This window comes from Candidatus Latescibacter sp. IFSED24, assembly GCF_058273205.1.
Genome location: NZ_CM177850.1, coordinates 4,557,271 through 4,573,707 on the forward strand (window position 1 = coordinate 4,557,271; position 16,437 = coordinate 4,573,707).

General features: G+C 67.6%; 15 protein-coding genes. 9 read left to right on the top strand and 6 right to left on the bottom strand.

What is annotated here, in order from left to right; all coding sequences use genetic code 11:
• Nucleotides 1-238 precede the first annotated feature (238 nt).
• Together IFSED24_RS18210 and IFSED24_RS18215 are read right to left on the bottom strand one after the other, a co-directional pair.
• On the bottom strand, nucleotides 239-2,293 hold the full coding sequence (locus tag IFSED24_RS18210) for a hybrid sensor histidine kinase/response regulator (protein WP_491332911.1): 2,055 nt from the start codon (nucleotides 2,291-2,293) through the stop codon (nucleotides 239-241).
• A 309-nt stretch (nucleotides 2,294-2,602) separates the two neighbouring features.
• Nucleotides 2,603-3,724: an isocitrate/isopropylmalate dehydrogenase family protein gene (locus tag IFSED24_RS18215; RefSeq protein WP_491332912.1), complete on the bottom strand. Its 1,122-nt coding sequence runs from the start codon at nucleotides 3,722-3,724 to the stop codon at nucleotides 2,603-2,605.
• 376 nt (nucleotides 3,725-4,100) lie between these two features.
• Between IFSED24_RS18215 and IFSED24_RS18220 the strand changes: the two genes are divergently transcribed.
• Nucleotides 4,101-4,604 carry a hypothetical protein gene (locus IFSED24_RS18220; RefSeq protein ID WP_491332913.1) on the top strand — a complete coding sequence of 168 codons (504 nt, stop codon included), beginning with the start codon at nucleotides 4,101-4,103 and terminating at the stop codon, nucleotides 4,602-4,604.
• Nucleotides 4,605-4,664: 60 nt separating this feature from the next.
• On the opposite strand, the gene IFSED24_RS18225 is transcribed toward IFSED24_RS18220, so the two are convergent.
• Nucleotides 4,665-5,267, bottom strand: coding sequence for a hypothetical protein (locus IFSED24_RS18225; RefSeq protein WP_491332914.1), 603 nt, complete (start codon nucleotides 5,265-5,267; stop codon nucleotides 4,665-4,667).
• Nucleotides 5,268-5,429: 162 nt separating this feature from the next.
• On the opposite strand from IFSED24_RS18225, the gene IFSED24_RS18230 reads away from it, so the two are divergent.
• From IFSED24_RS18230 to IFSED24_RS18260, 7 genes are all read left to right on the top strand, one after another.
• Nucleotides 5,430-6,578: a glycosyltransferase family 4 protein gene (locus IFSED24_RS18230; protein WP_491332915.1), complete on the top strand. Its 1,149-nt coding sequence runs from the start codon at nucleotides 5,430-5,432 to the stop codon at nucleotides 6,576-6,578.
• Nucleotides 6,575-7,783: a glycosyltransferase gene (locus IFSED24_RS18235; RefSeq protein WP_491332916.1), complete on the top strand. Its 1,209-nt coding sequence runs from the start codon at nucleotides 6,575-6,577 to the stop codon at nucleotides 7,781-7,783. Before IFSED24_RS18230 ends, IFSED24_RS18235 begins: the two co-directional genes overlap by 4 nt.
• A gap of 140 nt (nucleotides 7,784-7,923) precedes the next feature.
• Nucleotides 7,924-9,006, top strand: a complete 1,083-nt coding sequence (locus IFSED24_RS18240; protein ID WP_491332917.1) for a hypothetical protein — start codon at nucleotides 7,924-7,926, stop codon at nucleotides 9,004-9,006.
• An 11-nt stretch (nucleotides 9,007-9,017) separates the two neighbouring features.
• On the top strand, nucleotides 9,018-9,599 hold the full coding sequence (locus tag IFSED24_RS18245; protein ID WP_491332918.1) for a YceI family protein: 582 nt from the start codon (nucleotides 9,018-9,020) through the stop codon (nucleotides 9,597-9,599).
• Entirely contained in the window at nucleotides 9,596-10,021 is a 426-nt protein-coding gene (locus IFSED24_RS18250) for a hypothetical protein (RefSeq protein WP_491332919.1), read from the top strand. The genes IFSED24_RS18245 and IFSED24_RS18250 overlap by 4 nt, the downstream gene beginning before the upstream one ends.
• A 44-nt stretch (nucleotides 10,022-10,065) precedes the next feature.
• Nucleotides 10,066-10,929 carry a choice-of-anchor V domain-containing protein gene (locus IFSED24_RS18255; RefSeq protein ID WP_491332920.1) on the top strand — a complete coding sequence of 288 codons (864 nt, stop codon included), beginning with the start codon at nucleotides 10,066-10,068 and terminating at the stop codon, nucleotides 10,927-10,929.
• A gap of 194 nt (nucleotides 10,930-11,123) precedes the next feature.
• Complete coding sequence (locus IFSED24_RS18260) at nucleotides 11,124-11,801, top strand: Crp/Fnr family transcriptional regulator (protein WP_491332921.1); 678 nt, start codon at nucleotides 11,124-11,126, stop codon at nucleotides 11,799-11,801.
• Between the two features lie 74 nt (nucleotides 11,802-11,875).
• On the opposite strand, the gene IFSED24_RS18265 is transcribed toward IFSED24_RS18260, so the two are convergent.
• The 3 genes from IFSED24_RS18265 to IFSED24_RS18275 all read right to left on the bottom strand — a co-directional run bounded on the left by IFSED24_RS18265 (nucleotide 11,876) and on the right by IFSED24_RS18275 (nucleotide 14,993).
• Nucleotides 11,876-12,373 (bottom strand): LeuD/DmdB family oxidoreductase small subunit, encoded by a 498-nt coding sequence (locus IFSED24_RS18265; protein WP_491332922.1) that lies wholly within the window; start codon nucleotides 12,371-12,373, stop codon nucleotides 11,876-11,878.
• Nucleotide 12,374: 1 nt separating this feature from the next.
• Nucleotides 12,375-13,664 (bottom strand): 3-isopropylmalate dehydratase large subunit, encoded by a 1,290-nt coding sequence (locus IFSED24_RS18270; RefSeq protein ID WP_491332923.1) that lies wholly within the window; start codon nucleotides 13,662-13,664, stop codon nucleotides 12,375-12,377.
• A 75-nt stretch (nucleotides 13,665-13,739) separates the two neighbouring features.
• Nucleotides 13,740-14,993 carry a hypothetical protein gene (locus IFSED24_RS18275; protein ID WP_491332924.1) on the bottom strand — a complete coding sequence of 418 codons (1,254 nt, stop codon included), beginning with the start codon at nucleotides 14,991-14,993 and terminating at the stop codon, nucleotides 13,740-13,742.
• 290 nt (nucleotides 14,994-15,283) lie between these two features.
• Here IFSED24_RS18275 and IFSED24_RS18280 point away from each other — a divergent pair, with 290 nt between their 5' ends.
• Complete coding sequence (locus IFSED24_RS18280; protein WP_491332925.1) at nucleotides 15,284-16,435, top strand: endonuclease; 1,152 nt, start codon at nucleotides 15,284-15,286, stop codon at nucleotides 16,433-16,435.
• Nucleotides 16,436-16,437: the final 2 nt, after the last annotated feature.

A 16,437-nucleotide genomic window follows, 5' to 3' on the forward strand; every position in this document is an offset into this window, starting at 1 on the left:
CCGGGATCGACATGTCCCCGCGGAATTGCGGGACGACCCCGCGCCGGATCCCGGGATCCACCTGCTGCTGCGGGCTTGAGCTCCCCGATGCAGGTGGCATGCCTGGGCGGACTGGTACTTCAAGTCGTTGTTTTTAAATGGATTAAACTACTACAGACTCAGGGCTGGATCCACTCGTGGGCCGCCCGGCGTGGTGGCGTTTCACAGGTGTGAAGATCCGGCACACCGGCGATGAACGTCAGGGGCCGGGTGTCCCGTCGCGCAGGATCCCGTGGACCAGACGGAACAACTCGTCCGGGGAATAAGGTTTGGGGAGGAAGGGGTGCAACTGGGGCAGGGGGCGGCCCGTGATGCGGTCGGTATTCGTATGGCCCGAGGTGAAGAGGATGGGCGTGCCGGCCGGCAGGGCTTGCTGAAGCTGGTAGCCGTCGAGCTCCGGCATCACTACGTCGGTGACCACGAGATCGATGTCTCCCGCCGCGGTGAAGGCGCCCAGGGCCTGGCGTCCATCGACGGCTTCGGTGACCCGGTAGCCCTGGTTGAGGAGGCAGGCCCGGGCCAGTTCGAGGACCGCGGGATCGTCCTCCACCAGCAGGATGTGTTCGCCGTCGCCACGGGGGACGGCCGGCGCGGTCGCCTCAGGGGTCACGTCCGGCGTGGCGTCGACGGTGGGCAGGAGGATGGTCAGGCACGTGCCGGCGCCAGGTTCGGATTGCAGCTCGATGGCGCCGGCGCTCTGGGTCACGATGCCGAAGACGGTGGCCAGCCCGAGACCGGTGCCCTGGCCCGGCGCCTTGGTGGTGAAGAAGGGGTCGAAGATCCGCGGCTGGATCTCGGGCGGGATGCCCGGACCGGTGTCGCGGACCGAGAAGGCCACGTAGCGGCCCGGCGCGAGGCCGCCGTGGGCCTCGGCGTCGGCGTCCGTCAGTTCGCGGGAGCCGGCCGCCAGCTCGATCTTCCGCTCGCCAGGGGCGGGATGTTCGCGGATGGCGTCACGGGCGTTGACCACCAGGTTCATGATCACCTGTTCGAGCGAGCCGGGGTCGGCCATCACCGGGGGCAGATCCGTTTCGATCGAGATGGACAGGCTCGTGTCCTCCCCGATGATGCGTTCGAGCATGCGCCCCATGGTATCCACGGTGGCCGCCAGCGAGATCGGACGCGGGTGGAGCGTCTGCTGGCGCGAGAAGGCGAGGATCTGGTGGGTCAGCGTCGAGGCCTGGCTGATGGCCGTGTCGATGACCTCGAGGTCGTTCTGGATCGGGTGATCGGCGGCGACATGGTCACGGGCGAGGTCGACATGGCCACCGATGACCGTCAGCAAGTTGTTGAAATCGTGGGCGATGCCGCCGGCGAGCTGGCCGAGCGATTCCAGCTTCTGGGTCTGCTGCAGCTGTTGCTGGAGATGCCAGCGGTCGGTGGCGTCGTTCACCAGGACGATCACGCCCTCGATCACATCATCGTCGCGCAGGGGGCCGCAGTGGAAGACGCAGTGACGGGGGCCGTCGGCCTGGGGTACCGACAGCTCCAGTGTCGCGGGCGTTCCCTCGGCCACGACGGTGGCGATGGCCTCGCGCAGCTGGGCCCGGTCACCGGAAGCGAGGATCTCATCCAGGTGACGGCCCTGGGGTGAGCCGGCGAAGAAGCCGTCACAGTTGGCGTAAACCACCCGGCCGGCGTGGTCGAGCTGTACGATCCAGTCCGGCGCGGCGGTCACGAGCGAACGCCAGCGCCGCTCCGAGATCGCGAGCTGTTCGCGCTGCTGCTCCAGGGCGACATTGGCTTCACGTACGTTCTGTTCATTGGTGACCGCACGCTCCAGCGTGTGCCAGAGCATCTCGCTCTGTCGGCGCGCGAGGAACGCCAGCATGGCCAGTGCGGTCACGACCACGACCACGTCGATGAGCCGGGTGTGGCCGTCGTCGAGGCCAATGGCGAGGCCGAGCCGCGCGCGGAAACCGATGATCAGCACGGCCGTGAAGGTCAGAAGCATCAGCGAATAGAACAGGCGTGGGCGCAGGACCAGGGCGCCAAATACGACCGTGGTGGCGAAGATGAGCAGGGTCGAATCGAGTAATCCCCAGCTCGTGGTCCAGGTGCCCCAGGCCGCCGTGGCGAGCATGGACATACTGGCCAGCATCACCGCGCTGCTCAGGTGATCCCGGTGGCGGAGCCAGCCAATGACCAGGAGCACCGCCAGGTTGCTGATGGTGATGATGATCGCCTCGGTGTCGCCCAGCAGAAGGCTGGTGAGCAGCAGGACCATGACCGCTGCGGTGAAGAACAGCAGCATCGCTCTCAGCTGCCGTCGCGCCAGGTCCCTGCGAGCTACGGCGAGGATATCGGGCCGGTCGGTCCGTGTCTCGGCTTTGGTCGGCACGATCACCGTCTCGGGCCGGGCAGGCGGGCGTTGTAGTCGCGTGTCATCAGGTCCCTCCTCGAGACAGGGCGAAGGATATCGAGAAGCGCGACGGGATCCTAGCTTATGGCCGCCCCATGGCAAAGGGAGGATCAACGCACAGTGTCGGCGGGGCAGACGAGAGGAACGCCCGCGACGGCATCCGGAGCGGATCGTCGCGGGCGTTCCGTTGGCCGCTGGAGGCTACAGCTTGGCAGCCACGGCCGCCGCCATCTCGGTCGTCGTCGTGGTGCCGCCCATGTCGTAGGTGCGGTGCTGGCCTTCGGCGATGACGTCGGCGATGGCCTTCTCCAGCTTGTCCGCCATGGCGGTCTCGCCCAGGTAGTCGAGCATCATCTTGGCCGACAGCATCATGGCGATGGGGTTGACCTTGTTCATGCCGACGTACTTGGGCGCCGAGCCGTGGCTCGGCTCGAAGATGGCCACGTCCTTGCCGATGTTGCCGGAGCAGGCGAAGCCCAGGCCGCCCACGAGCTGGGCGCAGAGGTCGCTGACGATGTCGCCGAACATGTTGCTCGCCACGAGCACGCCGTAGTCCTGGGGGTTCTTCACCAGCCACATGCACATGGCGTCGATGTTGGTCTCCCAGAGCTCGATGCCGGGGTAGTCCTTGGCGATCTTGCGCGCCTCGCGCACCATCAGGCCGCTGGTCTCGCGGATCACGTTGGGCTTCTCCACCACGGTCACCGACTTGTAGCCGAACTTCTTGGCGTACTCGAAGGCGGCGCGCACGATGTTCTGGCAGCCCTCGCGCGTGAAGATGCGGCACGAGATGGCGATGTCGTCGTTGTCCACGCCGTCCATGCGCGACATCTGCGCCGGGTGGGTCTCGGTGAGCTTGTCGCGCACGTCCTGGGGCAGCGGATGGTATTCCACGCCCATGTACAGGCCCTCGGTGTTCTGGCGGAAGACCACCAGGTCGAGGTCGTCGCGGAAGTTCAGGGGGTTGCCCGCGTAGGCCTTGCACGGACGGAGATTGGTCTGCAGGTCGAAGGTCTGGCGCAGGCGCACGATGGGACTGCGATAGACGTGACCCTTGCCCTGCAGCTCGGGCATCAGCTCGTTCTCGGCCTCCTCCTTGGGCTTGGAGGTGATGGCGCCGAAGAGCGCGGCGTCCACCGACTGGAGCATCTCGATGGTGCGGTCGGGCAGGGGGTTGGCCTCGGTGCGCCAGATCTCCCAGCCGATGTCGCCGTGGATGTACTCGGCGTCGAAGCCGAGCTTGTCGAGCACCACCTTGGTGGCCTCCATCACGTCCACGCCCACGCCGTCGCCGGGCATCCAGCCGATCTTGTACTTCGCCATGTTCGGTGTCCTCCGCCAGGGGCTCGTTGGTTCGGGTCCGCGGGGCGTCAGGCAACCGCGGTTGCGGGTATTGGCGGAAAGATAGGACGTGCGGATGCGAGGACAAGGGAATCTGCCAGGGAAACTTCGCGGCATCGCCCCGGACGGGTGACCGGGCCGTCGTCCGGAACGGAGCGCTGGTGGCCTCCTGGACACGGGGAGGGGTCGGAACGACGTGTCAGCACGGACACAGTGCCCGGTTTGGCTGGCTGGTCGGGCCATCATGATGATGGCGCAAACTTATGCCTGATAATCACTTGAGGCAGGAGGGCAGGAACCTGGGCCAACGTCCCCGATCTTGCATCCAGATCGGTGAACCCGAACCCGGAGGTCTCCCATGAACGCCAAGAACCTCGCCCTGACCCTGACCCTGCTTCTGCCGCTGGCGGGCCAAGCCGGCGACCGCCACGTCTATCGCCATCCCACCAATGGTCTGGCCTTCTCGTCGCCGCGGGAATTCCATCAGGTCGCGCGCCCGGAGGATCGCTCGATCCATCACCTCAGCGACGGGACCATCCACGTGGTCCTCTGGCAGACCGACACCCAGCAGTCGGCCCGGAAGTACTGCTGGAAGATGAGCGGCATGCGCGACGTCGAGGGCCCCGGGGAACCCCGTTCGATCACGGTGGCCGGTGGCGAGGCCTGGCAGGTCACCGCCCCGGGCCGCGAGTTCGGCCAGGACGTGATCGAGACCATGGTGGTGAAGTCGGATGGCCCCTCGCCCGACCTCCCCGATCACCTGCGGTTGCTGGTGATCCTGATCTGGGGTCCTCGCCGGCCCCTGGAAGACTGGCAGCCGGTGGCCGACGAGATCCTCGACAGCGTGACGGTGGCGCATTGAAACGTCGGACGGCGCGACCCGGGGGCCGCGCCGTCTCCGACAGGGATGGCGGGATGTCGACTAGCGGTACAGGCCCTTGACGCGGCTCCAGCTCGCGTCGTCGCCGGCCACCGGATCACAGGGCAGGCTGGGGAACACGCCGCCGATGCTGCCCTCGCAGTAGTCGCCGCTGGCCTTCTGGACCACCAGGGGCAATTCCTCGTCCACCGGCACCGGATCGAGGTCGCTGTAGAACACGAAGGTGCCCTGGCCGGTGGGGCCGGGCTCGCAGCCCATGTCCTCGATGGGCTCCCACTTGAACAGGATGCCCTCGATGCCAGGAATCGACGGATCGCCGTTGCACTCGAGGTAGGCGTCGTACTCCACCGTGCAGCCGTCGGGGTAGCCGTCGGACGAGCCACCGGGCTCGGCGAAGATGATGTTCTGGGCGAAGTCGCTGCACAGGCAGGTGCCGCCGGGCAGGTCGACGATCAGGTCGAGGTGGCTGAGGGCGTGCACCGTGCCGGTGTCCCAGTCGACCACGAGGGTGTAGCACCACTCGCCCGGGGCGCCCTCGTCGGCCTCCGTGGCGGTGATGTGGCCGGTGATGATGCAGTCGGCGAAGGCCGGCAGGGCCGCCAGGGTCAGCAAGCTGAAGATCAGGGGCGTTCGCAATGGGCGCATGGGGCGACCTCCGGTGTTGGGAGTGATTTGTAACGAAAAACATCATATATCAATTCGGATTCCGTGACAATGATCACGCCGGGTGACCAGGCAGCACCGGTGGGTCCACCAATGGGCACTCCGCGCTATTCCCAAAGGCTTCTTCGAGTTACAATGGCCTCCATGAAGATCGCGCTCCTCGAAACCCATGCCCTGCCGGGCATGTGGAAGTACGACCTCGGCCTCGCCCGCGCCCTCGAGGCGCTGGGCGGCCGGGTCACCATCTATTCGGCGGCCTGCTTCCCCGCCGGCGAGGATTGTGCCGGGGGCGTGTGGCGCGGCTTTCCCGACCTGCGCCACCAGCCGAACCAGCTGGTCAAGGGGCTCCGTTATTCCGCCGCCACCCTGCGCATGCTCGCGGCCGTCCGCCGCGGCGGCTACGATGTGATCCACTGGCAGCATTTCAACGTCTTCCCGCCGCTGGAGACCTTCACGGCCCGGGCCCTGGGCCCGCTCCGGCGCCGGCTGGTCACCACGGTCCACGACATCGACGCCTGGGACGCGGTCCAGGGCGGCTCGTCCGCCCTGCTGCGCCAGACCTTCCAGGCGGCCGCCCGGCTCATCGTCCATCACCAGGCCAACCGACCGCGCCTGGCCGAGCGCTTCCAGATCCCGCTCGACCGCATCCGCGTTGTGCCGCACGGCAGCTACGACGCCTTCCGCACCACGCCGGTGGACCGGGCCGCCGCCCGTCGCCTGCTGGGCCTGTCGCACGACGCGCCGCTGGTGCTCCTGTTCGGCGAGCTCCGGCGCGAGAAGAACGTCGACGGTCTGGTGCGCGCCATGGCACAGGTCCGCCGGCGCGTGCCGGACGCCCACCTGCTCGTGGCCGGCAAGCTGCGGCATCTGGATCCCGCCGAGATCACCGGCGAGATCGATCGTCTGGGCCTGCGTGACGCGGTGGACTTCCGGCCGGTCTATGTCGACGACGCCCACGTCGATGCCCACTTCGCCGCCGCCGACGTGGTCGCGCTGCCCTATCGCGACATCACCCAGAGCGGCGTGGTCCTGCAGGCCATGACCGCCGGCCGCGCCGTGGTGGCCACCGACACCGGCGCCCTCGGCCACACCGTCCGCGAATCGGGCTGCGGATTGGTGGTTCCCGTGGGCGACGAGGCCGCGCTGGCCGATGCTCTCGCCGGCCTGCTCGCCGATCCTGACCTGGCCCGCCGCCACGGCGAGCAGGGCCGTGAGGCCGCCGCCACCACCTACAGCTGGGAGCGCTGCGCCCGCGATACCTGGGCGGTCTACGAGGAGGTGGTGCGCGTATGATCGCCTACCTGACCCACACCTATCCCAACTACAGCACCACCTTCACCCGGGCCGAGGTGGAACGGCTGCCGGTGCAGGCCTGGTCGCTCCGGACGCCGCCGGCCGCCTTCATGACCGACGAGCTGGAGGCCGATCTCGCCGCCACCCGCTACGTGCGGCCGCTCGGCTGGGGACGCGTGATCTCGGCCAACCTGCGCGCGGCCTGCGGGCGCCGGGCCGGCCGCTGGTGGCGGACCATGATCGACCTGGTGCTCGCCGCGGGACCCAACCCCGTGGAGATGGCCAAGACCAAGCTCCACGTCCTGGAGGCCGTGGCCTGGGGCGAGCTCCTGGACGGCGAGGGCTGCGCGCTGGTGCACGTCCAGTTCGCCGACAGCGCCGCCACCTACGCCTGCGCGGTGCACCGCGTGTTCGGGATCCCCTATACCGTGGCCGTCCATGCCCACGACATCTTCATGCGCCGCTTCCCGCGCGCGCTGTCGCGGCGGCGGATCGGCGAGGCCAGGGCGATCCGCGTGATCAGCGAGTTCAACCGCAGCTGGCTCGCCGAAAATCTCGGCATCGCCCCGGACCGCTGCGAGGTGATCCGCTGCGGGGTCGATCCCGAGCGGTTCACGGCCACGGGACCCTCGCCCGCAGAACCGCCGCTGCTGCTGGCCGTGGGGCGGCTGGTGGATTACAAGGGATTCCGCTTCTTGCTGCGCGCGTGCCACACGCTGCGCGAGCGGGGCCTCGCCTTCCGCTGCCGCATCATCGGTTCGGGCCCGGAGGAAACCGCGCTGCGCCACCTGCACGCCGAGCTGGACCTCGACGGCGTGGTCGAGCTGGCCGGGGTGGTGCCCCACGGCGAGATGGCCGGCGAGTTCGCCCGCGCCGCGGTCTTCGTGCTGCCCTGCTGCGTGGGGCAGGGAGGCGAGATGGACGGGATCCCGGTGGCCATGATGGAGGCCATGGCGCGGGGGCTGCCGGTGGCTTCCACCCGGCTGACGGGCATCCCGGAGCTGGTCCGCGACGGCGAGAACGGTCTGCTGGTGGCGCCGGAGAGCGCCGAGGCCCTGGCGGGAGCCCTGGCGCGGCTGCTGGTCGACGGCGGCCTGCGGCAGCGGCTGGGTGAACAGGCCCGCCGCACCGTGGTGGCCGAGTACGACCTCGATGCCAATACCGCGCTGCTCGGCGACCTGCTGCGAACGGCGGCCTCGGGGTAGCCGGCCGATTCCTAGAGCAAGGGATCCGGAAACAGACCGTCGCCGATCGGTGACTACGGTCACATACACCCTCCAAAATAAAGACTAATATGGTATGAGTATTTTGCGGCACGCCGTTCGCGACTCATGGAGGAGGGTTCATGAAGAATCTTGATCGAGCCTGCTTGCTGATTCTTGTGGTCGCCGGTCAGTTCCTGGCCGCGGATCCGACCCAGGCCTTGCCGCGCTACTCGGCCCAGTACGGCCAGCGGTGCGCCCTCTGCCACGTCGAGCCTACCGGCGGCGGAATGCGCACCCAGTACGCCACCATGGCGCTGATCCCCGAGGAGCTCAGCTTCTTGCAGATGGAGCCTGAAGAGCTCGAACAGATCCGACCCGACCTGAGCCCGGCGGTCACGGTCGGCCTGGATCTGCGCTCGTTGATCTATCAGGGCGAACAGGGGCGCAGCAGCCAGCTCGACATGCAGGGCGATGTCTACGCCGGTCTGCAGATGAGCCCGCAGTTCGCCGCCTACGTCGAGATGGGCAAGGGCGGCACCCACGAATACGCCGGCCTGGCCTACGTGCTGCCACTGGGGGGCTACCTCAAGGCAGGGCGGTTCACGCCGGACTACGGCTGGCAGTGGGCCGACCACAAGATGGCCTCGCGGGAGTACCTCCTCGACGAGAACGGCAGTCCTTCGCCCGGCGCGCTCACCGAAGCAGGGGTCGAACTGGGGATGCATGGGCAATGGTGGGAGGCCACGGGATCGCTCCTGCAAGGGGCCGCCGACAACGGGGACAGCTATGCCGGCCGGCTGGCGCTGCGGCGGAGCGCCGGTCCGGTGAACCTGGCCCTGGGCGCGTCGATCCTGCGCCGCGAGTTAACCACGGACCATGTCCGCGCCTGGGGCGGTTTCGGTTACGTGGCGGCGGGCCCTGCAGCCTGGGTGTTCCAGGTCGACGAGACCGGCAACGCGCTGCGCAACGGCATCCTCGTCTCCCAGGAACTGACCTACCGCCTGGTCCGGGGCATCAGCGCCCGGGGAACCTACAGCTACCATGATCCCGACCATCGCGAGAAGTCGGGCACACGCAACCGCTGGGGCGTGGGCGTGGACTCGTTGCTCAACCCGTTCTTCGGCGCCCAGGTCATGGCCAACTACTACCACTTCCGGCGCGGCGAGCTGGTGGCGGAATCCGACTACTGGCAGGGTGAACTGGTCCTGCACTTCCTCTACTGACGGGAGGCGACATGACACGCGCACTCAGCATGGCGATCCTGGTCCTGATCCTGGCGGCCGCGGCCTCGGCAGACACGTGGACCGTGACCGGAGGCAGCGAGGTGGTTTTCACCTCCAAGGCTCCCATGGAGAGCTTCGACGGCCGCACCGACCAGGTCCAGGGCCACATCGCCATCGACCCCGGCGACCTCTCCTCGCCCCTGGATCTGCGCATCGCCGTGGATCTGGCGAGCCTCGACACCGGGATCGGGATGCGCAACACCCACATGCGCGAACGTCATCTGGAGACCGACCAGTATCCCGAGGCGGTCTTCACCGCCGGCGAGATCCGCACCATGTCCCTGCCCGAACTGACCGTCGGCGAGCCCGTCGTGCTGCTGGTCAGCGGCCAGTTCGACCTGCACGGGGTGACGCGCCCCCTGGAGATCCCGGCCAACGTGAATCTCGCCGCCGACGGCACGCTCACCGTGGCGTGTGAATTCCAGGTGAAGCTGAGCGATCACGACATCGACCGACCCAAGTTCCTGGTGATGAAGCTGGCGGACGAGCAGCAGGTGAAGGTGACGCTCACCGCCCGCAAGGAGAGCCCATGAAACGATCGCTGTGGCTTTTGACGATCCTGCTGCTGGCGCTCTGCGGCTGCAGCGACTTCGGCGACGATCCCGACAACCCCGACGACGGCGGCGGACCCCTCGAGCCGCCTCCAGCCACGGTGAGCTTCGCGGCCGATATCCAGCCGATCTTCACCACTCACTGCGTCGGCTGCCACGGTGACGGAGGCAACGCGGGTCTCGATCTGCGTGCCGGCGTCAGCCACGGCAACCTGGTCGAGGTCGCGGCTACCCAGTCGGCGCTCTTCCGGGTCCAACCCGAGCAACCGGACCAGTCCTGGCTCCATCTCAAGCTCACCGGGCAGCAGACCGTCGGCACCGAGATGCCGCCCGGCGCCCCGCTCGACTCTGCCACCCTGGGCCTCGTCCAGACCTGGATCGAGGAGGGGGCCCTCGACAATTGACCCCTGAGCGCCCCCGGGCGCACAACCGACTGGAGGAGTGTTCCATGTCCAAGGCTAACCGTTCCCGTGTCCTGCGCCTGCTGGCCGCCGGAGCCCTGATGCTCGTGGCCGGCTCGGCCCTCGCCTATTCCGGCGGTCCGCCCGACGGGCGCACCGGTGCGCCCGGTGAAGGCACCTGCGTGATGTGCCACAGCACCTTCCCCCTCAACAGCGGCAGCGGCATGATCTCCCTCGCCGGCCTGCCGACCGCCTACGCGCCCGGTGAGAGCTACGACCTGACGTTGACCGTCGAGGACCCCGACGCCAGCCGCTGGGGCTTCGAACTGACCGTGCTCGACGATGCCGGCGACGCGCTCGGAACCCTCGTCGCCACCGACGGCGGCACGCAGCTCTCCTCGTCCAGCGGGCGCGATTACCTCAAGCAGAACTCGAGCGGCACCTACCCCGGCACAAGCGGGTCGGCCAGCTGGTCCTTCCGCTGGACCGCACCGCCGGCGGGCGCTGGCAACATGAACCTGTACGCCGCCGGCAACGGAGCCAACAACAACGGCGGCAGCAGCGGCGATCGCATCTACGCCACCAGCTTCGCAGCCGAGGAAGACACCGGCGTGCCGGTGTTCGACACGCCGGGCGCGCTGGCGCTCCACGGCGCAGTGCCCAACCCGTTCAACCCCAGCACGCAGATCCGCTTCGATCTGCCGCAGGCCGGGCATGTCCGCGTGACCGTCCTGACGGTCGACGGCCGCCGGGTGGCCACGCTCGTCGACGGCCCGCGGAGCGGCGGTCCGCAGGCGGTGGCCTGGGACGGCCGGGACCACGGCGGCCGTCCGATGGGCTCGGGCACCTACATGTTCGTGGTCGAGGCCGCGGGGCAGCGCGCTTACGGGCGGATGACCCTGCTGAAGTAGAAGCGCTCGCGTCCGGACCGCAGCCCGGTCGTCGATCCCGCGAGGGCGAGACGGCCGGGCTGCCGAGGGTACGGAGGCACCCCCGCCGGCCTTCCCCTGGCACCTGAGGTCGTCAGCGTTCCCTTGCGTTTCGGCTCATTTGACTCTGTTTTGTCGCTGTTCATCGACACCTCGACTCCGCCAAGGAATGCGACATGAAACCCTCCGCGATGCCGCAGACGAACACCGTGCCAACCCTGCCCGAATTCCTGGATCGGGAACGCCACCGCTCCGGTCAGCGGGTGACACTGGAGCCGGGCCAGTTCTTCTTCCATGCCGGCCATCACCTCGAGCATTTCGCCGTGCTGGAGACCGGCTCGCTCCGCGTGTTCACCATGGGCGCCAACGGCCGCGAGATCACGCTCTACTGCGTCGAGCCGGGCGAGTGCTGCATGGTCAACGTGCTCAGCCTGATCTCGGGAACCGCCAGCCCTGCCACCGCGGTGGCCGAGGCCCCGGTCACGGCGGTGGTCTACCCGCGCCGGATCTTCCTGGATTGGATCGAGCAGCGGGAGGATCTGCGCCGGTTCGTCTTCGGCATCATGGCCAGCCGGGTGGCCAGCATGATGACCCTGGTGGAGGAGGTGGCGTTCCAGCGGCTTGATTGCCGGCTTGCCGGCTATCTGCTGGGCAAGGCTTCCGGAGGCCAGGTCATCGAGTTGACCCATGAAGCCATCGCCGCCGATCTGGGCACGGCGCGCGAGGTTGTCAGCCGGCTGCTCAAGTCGTTCGAGCGGCAGGAGGCGCTGTCGCTGTCACGGGGGCGAGTCCAGGTGCGGAATGCCGATTTCCTGCGCCAGCTCTCGGGAGTGGACGGGGATCCGGGGCGCTGAAGCTGTCGGCGAACAAAGACGACGGGGCGCCGCGGGGCGCCCCGTCGTCGTCTCCAGGTCGAACCGGCGGCGGCTCAGTCGATCCCCAGCGACTTCCGCGTATGGGGAATCAGCCCGCCGTCCTCGAAGATCCCGATCACCGCGGCGGGCAGCGGGGGGAAGTCGAAGGTGCCGCCGGGCGTGATCACCTTGCCCGCCTCCACGTCCACGGTGACCTCCTGGCCCTTCTCCAGCGCCGCCACCGCCTCGTCGGACTGCACCAGCGGCAGCCCGGCGTTGATGGCGTTGCGGAAGAAGAGCCGCGAGAACGACCGCGCCACCACGGCGCCCACGCCGGCGTAGACCAGGACGGTGGCGCCCTGTTCGCGACTCGATCCGCAGCCGAAGTTCCGACCGGCCACGATGACGTCGTTCTTCTGGACGTTGGGCGCGAACTCGGGGTCGAGGTCCTCGAGGGCGACCTTGGCCATCTCGACGGGGTCGGTCAGGGTGTAGGTGTACTTGCCCGCGAAGATGACGTCGGTGTTCACGTCGTCGCCGTACTTCCAGACCTTGCCGGTGATGGGTTCCATGTCAGACCTCCTGGCCGGCGTTGAGGGTCTCGGGGCTGGCGAGCTCGCGCACGTCGCAGATCTCGCCGGTGATGGCGGCGGCGGCGCAGCTGGCGGGCGAGCCGAGGAAGATCTCCGACTCCTTGCAGCCCATGCGGCCCTTGAAGTTGCGGTTGGCCGAGCTGAGCGCCTTCTCGCCGGGGGCCAGGGCGCCCTCGTGGTTGCCCATGCAGGGGCCGCAGTTGGCGTTGAGGATGATGCAGCCGGCGTCCATCAGCTTGAAGATGGTGCCCTCGCGGGTCGCCTCCTTGAGCACCTCGCTGCTCGCGGGCAGGATCAGGCAGCGCACGCCGTTCTTGACCTTCTTGCCCTCGAGGATGGCGGCGGCCTGGCGCAGGTCGTCGAGGCGGCCGTTGGTGCACGAGCCGATGACCACCTGGTCGATCCTGGTGCCGGCGACCTCGCTCACGTCGCAGACGTTGTCCACGGTGTGGGGCTTGGCGATCTGCGGCTCGAGGTCGGTGACGTCGTAACGCAGCTCCTGGACGTAGGCGCAGTCGGGGTCGCTGGTGACAACCTCGAAGTTCTCGCGGGCGATGCCGTTGAGGAAGTCGAGGGTCTTCTGGTCGGGATGCACGTAGCCGTTCTTGCCGCCCATCTCGATGGTCATGTTGCAGAGCGTCAGGCGGCCGCTGATGGACATGTCCTCGATGGCCTGGCCGCCGAACTCCACCGCGCGGTAGAGCGCGCCGTCGGCGCCGATGTCGCCGATGATCTTCAGGATGAGGTCCTTGGGGTAGACGCCCGGCACGAAGCGGCCGCGGGCGTCGATCTTCATGGTCTCGGGCACGCGCAGCCAGATCTTGCCGGTGGCCATGATCACGGCCATCTCGCTGCGGCCGATGCCGGTGGAGAACGCGCCCAGCGCGCCGTAGCTCGTGGTGTGCGAGTCGCTGCCCACCATGAGGCGGCCCGGCAGCACGAAGCCCTGCTCCACCAGGACCTGGTGGCAGACGCCGGTGGCCACGTCGTAGAAGTTCTCGATCCCCTGCTCCTCCACGAAGGCGCGGATCTCCTTGTGGTTGGTGGCGAACTTCTCGTTCGCCGCCGGGGCGCAGTGGTCGAGGACGATGACGTGCAGGTCGGGGTCGAACAGCTTGTCGACGCCGATCTGCTTGAAGGTCTTGCTGATCGCGGCGGTGTTGTCGTGGCTCATGGCCACGTCGGGCGTCACGTCCACGATCTCGCCGGGCACCACGCTCTTGCTGGCCTTGGCGCCGAGGATCTTCTGGCTGAAGGTCAAGCCGCTCATCATGGCTCCTTCGAAGGGTGAATATCACCGGGTTCCGGAAAATTGGGCGGCGGAAGCGGGAAAATCCAGCCAGAATCAGCGGGTCTGCTGCAAACGGATGGGGCGCTCCTGCATGCGCTCGAGGGTCTCGGCCTGGAGCCGGCGGATCTCGGGGGTCTCGGCGGTGGCGCGGTTGCGGGCATCGAGGCGGTAGGTCAGCGACATGGCGGTGATGACGAAGGCCAGCGGCAGCGCGAAGGGCAACGCCTGGTGCCAGCGTTTGCCCGCCAGCAGGCCCGCGCAGCCGGTGGTGGCGGCGGCCAGGACCACGCAGAAACCGGTGCTCGCCAGGTAGAGGTGCGTGAGGTTGAGCCACTCGGCGCCGGGCGCCTGGGCGCTGAACGGCACCAGGGTGATGAAGGTCCAGGCGATGAAGAAGCGCAACGGTCGGCTGCCGAAGATGAACCCGAAGAAGCTGTAGCTGATGACCGCCAGGGTCAGGAGCGCCCGAATGGCCACGCGGATCTGGAAAAGGGCCTGCACCACGACGCCGGATTCGCGCAGCAGCGTGCTCTCCTGCAGCGGGAACACCATGAGGTTGATGTAACGGAACAGATTGACCACCGAGAGCCAGGTGTAGACCAGCGGGCCCTCGGTCTCGGTGACCACCGTGGGCGTGCGGAAGCCCCAGCGGTTCTGGCCATACTGGAAGACCAGGCCGACCACCAGGAAGACCAGCAGGTCGTTGGAGAAGATCGGTCGCCGGTCGCGCCGCTCGTAGAAGAACGCCTTGTAGGCCACCAGGCAGCCGAGCAGCGAGAGGGTGGAGGCCTTGGTCAGCCCGGTGAGGCTGTAGATGATCAGGCCGGCCACGAAGAACGGTGAGAGCAGCTTGCCCTCGCGGCGGAAGTCGTTGCGGATGAAGAGGTAGAGGACCAGGAGGTGGAACAGCGCGAGCAGCAGGCTCTCCTGGCTGGCGATGCTCAGCAGGTTGCGGTTGTAGCTGCCCACGCCGAGGGCGAAGAGCAGGGCGGCGAGCAGCGCCATCCGCTCGCGGAAGAACAGCATGTTCACCAGCATGTAGACGATGAAGGCATTGATCGCGTGCAGGAAGAGGCTGACCAGGATGTAGGCGCCATATTCCAGCCCGAACGCGCGATACTCGAAGAGGAAGGCCAGCTGGAGCAGCGGCTGGCTGAACCAGGCCCCGACATGCCGGAACATGAGCCAGGGTTCGGGCGAGAGCCCGTGGGCGTCGCTGAGAATCTCGAAGTCGAGGGGATACCAGAAGCTGGTGGTGGCCAGCCTGCCGAACGCCAGATACACCACGGCGAGCAGGATGGCCAGCACGGGGCCATGGATCCTGATCGATCGCCAGGTTGCAGACAGCAGCGTCTTGATGGTGATATCCTCGCTACCTGAATGGATCCTGCCAGGATGTTGCCACGCCGATCGCGGTGCGTCCAGCACAGGATCGCCTCTATCTTGTCATCGACCGGTCCGGGTCGGAGATTGAGAGCCAGATGGCATCCAGCTCGACATGCCGCCAACTGAAATGATGATTTGCGCGTTGAATTGCGATATAATTACTTGGAGGCGTCAGCGCGAGCAATTCTATCCTCCAGTGTAGGAGTATCCCCGTGCGTTTCCGTCAGCTCTCGGCCACGATCCTGACCGCCCTGATCCTGGGCTCCTTGCCGGTGCAGGCCGACCCACCGCCGGGCTATTACGATAGTGTGGACACGTCCACGCCCGAGGCCATGCGGGCCACGCTGCACGCGGTCATCGACGGCCACACCAAGATCCCCTACACCTCGTCGTCCACCGACACCTGGGACGTCCTCGAGCAGGCCGACGAGGATCCCCTCGACAGCAACCGCATCCTCGACCTCTACCGCAACCGCGACCTGATCAAGTACGGCGGCGGCAACAACTACTACAACCGCGAGCACTCGTGGCCCAACAGCTACGGCTTCCCCGACGACGGTTCCACGAACAAGCCCTACTCCGACTGCCACCACCTCTTCCTCTGCGACATCAGCTACAACGGATACCGTGGCAGCCGCGTGTTCGACGACTGCCCGTCGGGCTGCACGGCACGACCCACCGACGAGCACGACGGCACGAGCGGCGTCAACTACACGCGCGACGATTCGCCCGTCGGCGTCTGGGAGACCTGGCAGGGCCGGCGCGGCGACGTGGCCCGGGCGATCCTTTACATGGACGTGCGTTACGAGGGCACCGCCGGCGAGCCCGACCTCATCGCCACCGACGATGTCGATCTGATCGTCTCCTGCCAGACCGGTGACAACGAACCGGTCGGGTACATGGGTCTGCTCACGGTGCTCCTCGAGTGGCACGAGCAGGATCCGGTGGATGACAAGGAGCGCTCGCGCAACGATGTGGTCTACCAGTACCAGCACAACCGCAACCCGTTCATCGACCATCCCGAATGGGTGAACCTGCTGTGGGGCGACCCCGTCTCGGCGACCCCGGACGGAGCGACCGTCCCCGCCGCGGCCTACATCGCCGGCGTGCATCCCAACCCGTTCAACCCCCTGACCAACGTGGTCTTCTCGCTGGCGGAGCCCGGCGAGGTCCGGCTGGAGATCTTCGCGCTGGACGGCCACCGGGTGCGGACGCTGGTGGCCGAGCACCGCGCCGCAGGGGAGCACCGGGTCCTGTGGAACGGCCGCAACGACCTCGGTGGCGAGGTGGCCAGCGGCGCCTATCTGGTCCGCCTGCAGGGCGGTGGCGTGGAGGACGGTCGGAAGGTGCTTCTTCTGAAGTAGTT

Bases quoted from the DNA above. Each gene is read 5' to 3' on its own strand.
- IFSED24_RS18210 (WP_491332911.1), bottom strand. From the start codon at position 2,293: ATGCTGCTGTTCTTCACCGCAGCGGTCATGGTCCTGCTGCTCACCAGC.
- IFSED24_RS18215 (WP_491332912.1), bottom strand. From the start codon at position 3,724: ATGGCGAAGTACAAGATCGGCTGGATGCCCGGCGACGGCGTGGGCGTG.
- IFSED24_RS18220 (WP_491332913.1), top strand. From the start codon at position 4,101: ATGAACGCCAAGAACCTCGCCCTGACCCTGACCCTGCTTCTGCCGCTG.
- IFSED24_RS18225 (WP_491332914.1), bottom strand. From the start codon at position 5,267: ATGCGCCCATTGCGAACGCCCCTGATCTTCAGCTTGCTGACCCTGGCG.
- IFSED24_RS18230 (WP_491332915.1), top strand. From the start codon at position 5,430: ATGAAGATCGCGCTCCTCGAAACCCATGCCCTGCCGGGCATGTGGAAG.
- IFSED24_RS18235 (WP_491332916.1), top strand. From the start codon at position 6,575: ATGATCGCCTACCTGACCCACACCTATCCCAACTACAGCACCACCTTC.
- IFSED24_RS18240 (WP_491332917.1), top strand. From the start codon at position 7,924: ATGAAGAATCTTGATCGAGCCTGCTTGCTGATTCTTGTGGTCGCCGGT.
- IFSED24_RS18245 (WP_491332918.1), top strand. From the start codon at position 9,018: ATGACACGCGCACTCAGCATGGCGATCCTGGTCCTGATCCTGGCGGCC.
- IFSED24_RS18250 (WP_491332919.1), top strand. From the start codon at position 9,596: ATGAAACGATCGCTGTGGCTTTTGACGATCCTGCTGCTGGCGCTCTGC.
- IFSED24_RS18255 (WP_491332920.1), top strand. From the start codon at position 10,066: ATGTCCAAGGCTAACCGTTCCCGTGTCCTGCGCCTGCTGGCCGCCGGA.
- IFSED24_RS18260 (WP_491332921.1), top strand. From the start codon at position 11,124: ATGAAACCCTCCGCGATGCCGCAGACGAACACCGTGCCAACCCTGCCC.
- IFSED24_RS18265 (WP_491332922.1), bottom strand. From the start codon at position 12,373: ATGGAACCCATCACCGGCAAGGTCTGGAAGTACGGCGACGACGTGAAC.
- IFSED24_RS18270 (WP_491332923.1), bottom strand. From the start codon at position 13,664: ATGAGCGGCTTGACCTTCAGCCAGAAGATCCTCGGCGCCAAGGCCAGC.